Below are 7,130 nucleotides of genomic sequence, written 5' to 3'. Positions count from 1 at the left end.
GGGTATAGGTGTGGTAAAAGCCGGAGTAATAGGAGCCGGACTGGTATATATAGCAATGGCTTTCATAATAAAAACCTACGGAGTGGAAAGAGTAAACTCATTTTTCCCTGCCATAGTTACAGGGCCTACTATAATGGTAATAGGTCTGAGACTTAGTCCTGTAGCTCTTGGTATGATAGGATACTCAAACGGACACTTTGACATCAAAGGTCTTGCTATAGCACTTCTTGTAGTTGTCTCTATGATAGGAATATCTGTTTTGGAAAAATCCTTCTTTAGACTTGTACCGATACTTATATCTGTAATTTTGGGATATATAGCCTCTATACCGGCTGGACTTGTTAATTTTGAGCCGATAAAAAGTGCAAGCTGGATCGGATTTTCTGCTGAAGCTATGCACGACCTTACTGCTATCCCGGAATTTTCCATAACAGGACTACTGGCCATAGCTCCTATAGCCATGGTTGTGTTTATAGAGCATATAGGGGATATCACAACAAACGGAGCAGTTGTCGGAAAGGACTTTTTTAAAGAACCTGGAATCCACAGAACAATGCTCGGAGACGGAGTTGCCACTCTCTTTGCAGGTTTTTTAGGCGGTCCTGCAAATACAACTTACGGTGAAAATACAGGAGTACTGGCAGTGACAAAAGTATATGATCCTTCAGTACTTAGAATAGCAGCTGGTTATGCTATTGTACTGAGCTTCATAGGAAAGTTCGGAGCCATCCTTCAGACGATCCCTACACCGGTTATGGGAGGAGTGTCGCTAATATTGTTTGGAATGATAGCTTCTGTTGGAGTAAGAACTCTTATAGATGCTGAGCTGGATTTTGGACACTCAAGAAATCTCATTATAGCTTCCCTTATATTTGTTTTGGGGATAGCCATAGATAATGTTGTTATATGGAAAACAGTATCTCTTTCAGGACTTGCAATAGCAGCTTTTACAGGAGTGCTACTAAATAAAATTTTACCAAAAAATATTTAATAAAAAAAACCCGGATTTTTAATCCGGTTTTTTTATTGGAACAGATAGAATTTCTCTTGTCTAACTCTGTGACAGAAAACTTAAAATTAAAAAAAGTTTAATTTTTTTAAAGAATAGTATATAATTTGGAAACTGCTAGAGAAATAGAATTCTTAATAAAAAAGAATCTTCATTGTAAAAACGTTTACACTATTTTTACATTGAATTAATATTTCTTTAACATACGCAGGATATAATCTAACAGTATTTCAAAATAGTGTTAACAAAAGAACTAGGAGGAAAGATGGCAGTTGATATTTTGTTTAAGGTTTTAGGAGGATTAGGTATTTTCCTTTACGGTATGGAACACATGTCTGGAGGAATGCAAAAGCTTGCCGGAGATAAACTGAAAAAAACCCTTGCGGTACTAACAAGAAACAGATTTATGGCTATCATAATGGGTATCTTCGTTACAGGAATGGTACAGTCTTCATCTGTAAGTACGGTTATGACAATCGGATTTGTAAATGCACAGTTAATGAACTTACAACAGGCACTGGGAGTAATCCTAGGTGCAAATATAGGTACAACGATAACTGGATGGATACTGGTACTTAAAATAGGTAAATACGGACTTCCGATGGCTGGTATTGCAGCTATAACCAATATGTTTGTAAAAACCGACAGAGCCAAAACAAGAGCTCTTACGGTAATGGGACTTGGAATGATATTCTTTGGACTTGAATTAATGAGCCAGGGATTCAAACCTTTAAGAACTATGCCAGAATTTATAGAGATGTTCCACAGATTCAACGCAGACACTTATACAGGAGTTCTGATGGCAGCCTGTGTAGGAGCCCTTATGACTGCAATAGTACAGTCTTCATCGGCAACTCTGGGTATAACAATAACACTTGCTGTGCAAGGACTTATTGATTACCAGACAGCTGTAGCACTAGTCCTAGGAGAGAACGTAGGAACAACTGTAACTGCATGCCTGGCATCAATAGGAGCCAGAGCAAATGCAAAGAGAGCCGCTTATGCACATACGATAATAAATATAGTAGGGGTAATATGGGCCACGTCGTTATTCAGGATTTATATAAAATTCCTTCATAATTTCGCCAATCCTGAGGCAGATGTTACTAGATTCATAGCTACAGCTCATACGATGTTTAACGTATCCAACGTAATACTGTTTACACCTCTCATAGGATTTGTCGCTACATTCCTTATGAGAATAGTAAAGGATGACGATGACAAGATAAAATCTGTGACTCATCTTGATATACGTATGGCAGATACTCCCACTCTTGTAATAGATCAGACAAAAAAAGAGATCCTGGATATGGGGGAAGATATCAAAGTGATGTTCGCTGGTTTGAATACTGCAATACAGGATAGTACTCAGATCACAAAAATCTCAGAAGAACAGGCTCTTTTAGAAGATAAGCTGGATATGGTACAGAAAGAAGTTTCAGATGTGAACTTCATAATCCTGAATCAGGAACTAGAAAAAAAATATGTAGATGAGACTCGGGTAAATCTGGAAGTGTGTGATGAGTATGAAACAATAAGTGACTATTCATTGAGAATAGCTAAAACTCTTAAAAAGCTAAGTGAAAATGACATTCTCCTTAATGAAACCAAGATAAATGACCTTAAAAAAGTTCATGATAAAGTAGCCGATTTCTTTGTATTTGTAAACGAAGCATATAAAGTAAATGATAAAGAAAGTCTTATAGAGGCCATGAGAAAAGCAACAGATATAAAAAATGAATATAAAAAAGCTAGAAATGATCACATGGAAAGAGTAGGCGAAAACAAGATGCCTGCAATGCTGAGCACTGGATACATGGATATACTTAATCACTATAGAAGAATAAGGGACCATATATTAAATATAATGGAAGCTTTGTCGGTATAGAGGGGGGAATCCCCCTCTTTCTATTTATTCAAGGTAGTGTATTTTTTCCGAAAATATGTTATAATGAAATGCTAAATAAATTATATAAATGAAAAGGAAGTGAATAATGGAAAAATTAAAAGAATTTAAAGCACTTGGTCTAAGTGATAAAACTCTAAGACCATTGCTAGAAAAAGGTTTTGAAAAGCCGAGTCCAATACAGGCTTTGACAATACCAGTTTTACTAAATGGGAATAAAGATGTTATCGGTCAGGCTCAAACAGGAACCGGTAAAACAGCTGCGTTCTCCCTGCCGATTCTTGAAAAAATAGAGAAAAGTACTGGTTCTATACAAGCAATAGTTCTAGCTCCTACAAGAGAACTGGCAGTTCAGGTAGCTGAGGAAATGAACTCACTATCTCACGGAAGAAACTTAAGAATAGCCCCGGTTTATGGTGGACAGTCTATAGAGTTTCAAATTAAGCAACTTAGAAGAGGACTCGATGTAGTTGTAGGTACTCCAGGAAGAGTAATAGATCTTATGAACAGAAAGATCTTAAAACTAGATAAGATAGATTACTTTATACTAGACGAAGCTGATGAGATGCTAAACATGGGATTCTTAGAAGACATAGAGCTTATTCTTCAGAATACCAATAAAGAAAAAAGAATGTTGTTTTTCTCTGCAACTATGCCTAAAGAGATTTTAAGAGTTGCTCAGAGATACATGGGAGAGCATGAAATCCTTGCAGTAAAGAAAGCAGAGCTTACTACAAATCTTACAGATCAAATTTATTTTGAAGTTAAAGAAAAGGATAAATTCGAGGCTTTATGTAGAATCATGGATCTAGAACCTGACTTCTACGGAATAGTTTTCTGTAGAACAAAAAATGATGTTAACGTTCTTGTAGGAAAACTACAGGACAGAGGATATGATTCAGAAGGTCTTCACGGAGATATTTCTCAAAATCACAGAGAGATTACTCTTAAAAGATTCAAGGATAAAAAAATAAATATTCTAATAGCTACAGACGTAGCTGCTAGAGGAATAGATGTAAATGACCTTAGTCATGTAATAAACTATGCTATACCTCAAGATCCTGAAAGCTATGTACACAGAATCGGAAGAACAGGGCGTGCTGGAAAAGAGGGAACGGCAATTACATTTATTACACCATCTGAATACAGAAAAATACTTCAAATTCAGAAAGTAGTAAAGACAGAAATAAGAAAAGAAAAAGTTCCTGGAGTAAAAGAAGTAATCCAGGCTAAGAAAAACAGAATGCGTGAAGAGCTTAATGAAATTCTTGACGAAAGAAAATATGAAGGGTTCCAGGAAATGGCTGAAGAGCTGTTAGAAGGAGAAAGTGCAGTAGATGTAATTGCAGCTCTTTTAACTCACTCTTATCAAGATTTACTGGACGAGAACAGCTACAGAGAGATAGACAGTGTACAGGTTGATAAAACTGGAAAATCAAGACTGTTTATAGCTCTTGGTAAAAAAGACAACATAACAGCTAAAAAAATTGTTGATATGATCAAAGAGAAAACAACAATTTCTGAGCATAAAATAAAGAAAGTAGAAGTTTACGAAAACTTCTCATTTATGACAGTTCCTTTCGCAGAAGCTGAAGAGATCCTTGAAACTTTCAAGAAAGACAGAAAAGGAAGAAAACCATTAGTTGAAAAAGCAAAAATAAGAAAATAATAAGCAAATGAAGGGAGTAGAGATACTCCCTTTGCTGTATAAAGGAGTTTTTATGAAAAAACTGTGGTTAAACTGGGCGATACTGACTTTTCTCAGTATGATTGTTTTTTTATTTTGGGGAATTAATTATGATAAAAAAAATTATAGTCAGATTTTAGAGATTGATAAAAAGCTTCCACTGAAACAATCCCTTAAGTCCCTCCCGATTTCGGATAATATTTTATTTAAAATATATCTTAAAATAAGAAAAGGCGGAAGGGATATAAAAGCGGGTTATTATGAACTCAATGGAGATTATAGTATAAAAGATATAGTAAACCTTCTAGAAGAGGGGAAATATATGATGGTTAAATTTACCATTCCTGAGGGCTATTCCCACGATGAGATTGTAGATGCCTTAGAAGAAAAAGAGCTCATAGACAGGAAAGTTTTTCAAGAAGTTTTATCTGGAAAAGATTTTTATTATCCTACACCAAATGGAAATTTTGAGGGGTATTTCTATCCTGAGACCTATTTTATTCCTGAGGGATCCGGTGAAGATGAGATAGTGGATATTTTCTTAAGAGAGTTTTTAAAAAAGTTCCCTTCAGAAAAATACCCAGACAAAGAAGAATTTTATAAAAAACTGATTCTGGCTTCTGTAATAGAGAGAGAAGCCCAAGTGGCAGGAGAAAAAAAGGTGATATCTTCTGTCTTTCATAACAGACTCAAAACAGATATGAAACTTGCCTCAGATGCCACAGTAAATTATCTCTACGGTTATTCTAAGAGAAGAATGTATTATAAGGACCTGGAGATAGACTCGCCTTATAACACATACAAATATAAGGGACTTCCTCCAGCCCCTATATGCAATCCTGATTACCAGTCTATAGAGGCGGCATTTAACCCCCTTGAGACAGATTACTTGTTTTTTGTGGCAAAGGGAGACGGAAGTCATCATTTCAGCAATACCTATGAAGAACATATGAAATTTCAAAAAGATAATGAGAAAAAGAGGTAGGTTATGAGTAAAATACTTTTAGTAGGGATAAACAGTCAGTATGTACACACAAATCTGGCTATAAGATATATAAAAAATTATGTTGAAAAATACAGTTCTTTTGAACTTGAGATTTATGAGAGCAGTATAAATAATCAGCTCTCTGCCATTCTCACGGATATTTTTGAAAAAAATCCGGAAAAAATAATATTTTCCACGTATATATGGAATAAAGAGTATGTTTTTAAGCTGGTAAAAGAGATAAAAAAAATCATGCCGAACACCTCCGTAATATTAGGGGGACCAGAGGTAAGCTATCAGTCCACTGAGATAATGAAGGAGAACCCGGAGATAGAGTTTATAGTTGCCGGTGAGGGAGAGAGGACTACGTTAGAGCTCCTCAGTAAGAGTATAGAGGATGTAAAAGGTGTCTTTTACAGAAAAGACGATCAAATAAAATTTAACGGGTATCAGTCTCCTATCGGAGACCTGGATGAAATACCCTTTCCATACTCAGATGAAGAATTAAAAAACTCTAAAAACAAGATATTATACTATGAGTCTTCGAGGGGATGTCCCTTTGAATGTTCTTACTGTATGTCATCTTTGGATAAAAGTGTACGTTACTTCTCTGAGGAGCGTGTGAAAGAGGATTTAAGCAGATTTCTTCAAAACGGAATCACTCTTATAAAATTTGTTGACAGAACTTTCAACATAGATAAAAAAAGATATATGAATTTGTGGAACTTTCTTTTGGAAAATTACAGGGAAGAGGTAACCTTTCACTTTGAAATAAGCGGAGACCTCTTTGATGAAGAGACAACTTCTTTTTTAGAAAAAATACCTAAAGATTTTTTCCAGTTTGAGATAGGTGTACAGACAATAAATGAAAAAACCATGAAGGCTATAAAAAGAGAGACTAATCTGACAAAACTGGGAAATAACGTCTTGAGAATAAAGGACAATATACATCTGCACTTAGACCTTATAGCAGGGCTTCCCTATGAAGATTATGATACTTTTAAGGATTCCTTTGACTATGTGTACAGACTAAAGCCTGAGATGATCCAGCTAGGTTTCCTGAAGGTTCTGAAGGGGACTCTTATATTTGGTCAAGTGGAAACTTACGGTTACAAATTTTTAAATTTTCCACCTTATGAGGTTCTTTCCAATGAATTTATAAGCTATGATGAAATAACGGCACTGAAGAAAATAGAAACAGTTTTAGATTATTATTATAATTCTGAAAACTATCCTAAAAGTGTAGAATATATTCTGAAAAACCACTATGAAAAACCTTTTGAATTTTATGAAGATATATCCAGATACTATGATAACTGCGGGTACTTTAAAGTTTCTCACAAGCAGGTTTCTATCTTTAATCATCTTTATGAATTTTATGTTTATAAAGGATTTTCAGATATAGAAATATTTACAGAATATCTGAAATATGATTATTTAACCCTTGGAAAGCCCGGTAGCTATCCTCACTGGATACAGTCTTCAAAAGACAAAGAAAAATACAATGAGATACTGAAGAACATGAATTTTAAATCAGTTCGTG

Annotated in this window: 5 protein-coding genes; all 5 read left to right on the top strand. The window is 35.1% G+C overall.

Annotation, left to right across the window (positions count from 1 at the left end):
• Positions 1-991: uracil-xanthine permease family protein (locus ABZA26_RS04335; protein WP_372713288.1), on the top strand; the 991-nt coding region annotated here is incomplete at its 5' end.
• Positions 992-1,274: 283 nt separating this feature from the next.
• The gene (locus ABZA26_RS04330) at positions 1,275-2,897 is read left to right on the top strand and encodes a Na/Pi cotransporter family protein (protein WP_372713287.1); all 1,623 of its coding nucleotides are present in this window, start codon (positions 1,275-1,277) and stop codon (positions 2,895-2,897) included.
• A gap of 106 nt (positions 2,898-3,003) precedes the next feature.
• Positions 3,004-4,584 carry a DEAD/DEAH box helicase gene (locus tag ABZA26_RS04325; RefSeq protein ID WP_372713286.1) on the top strand — a complete coding sequence of 527 codons (1,581 nt, stop codon included), beginning with the start codon at positions 3,004-3,006 and terminating at the stop codon, positions 4,582-4,584.
• A gap of 52 nt (positions 4,585-4,636) precedes the next feature.
• Positions 4,637-5,587 (top strand): endolytic transglycosylase MltG, encoded by a 951-nt coding sequence (mltG, locus tag ABZA26_RS04320; protein ID WP_372713285.1) that lies wholly within the window; start codon positions 4,637-4,639, stop codon positions 5,585-5,587.
• A gap of 3 nt (positions 5,588-5,590) precedes the next feature.
• A partial coding sequence (locus ABZA26_RS04315; RefSeq protein WP_372713284.1) for a B12-binding domain-containing radical SAM protein occupies positions 5,591-7,130 on the top strand: 1,540 nt, incomplete at its 3' end.

Origin of the sequence: Ilyobacter sp. (genome assembly GCF_041583315.1) — a bacterium.
GTDB lineage: Bacteria > Fusobacteriota > Fusobacteriia > Fusobacteriales > Fusobacteriaceae > Ilyobacter.
The sequence above is the reverse complement of the archived record's forward strand: the minus strand, read 5'-3'. Positions and strand labels throughout refer to the sequence as shown.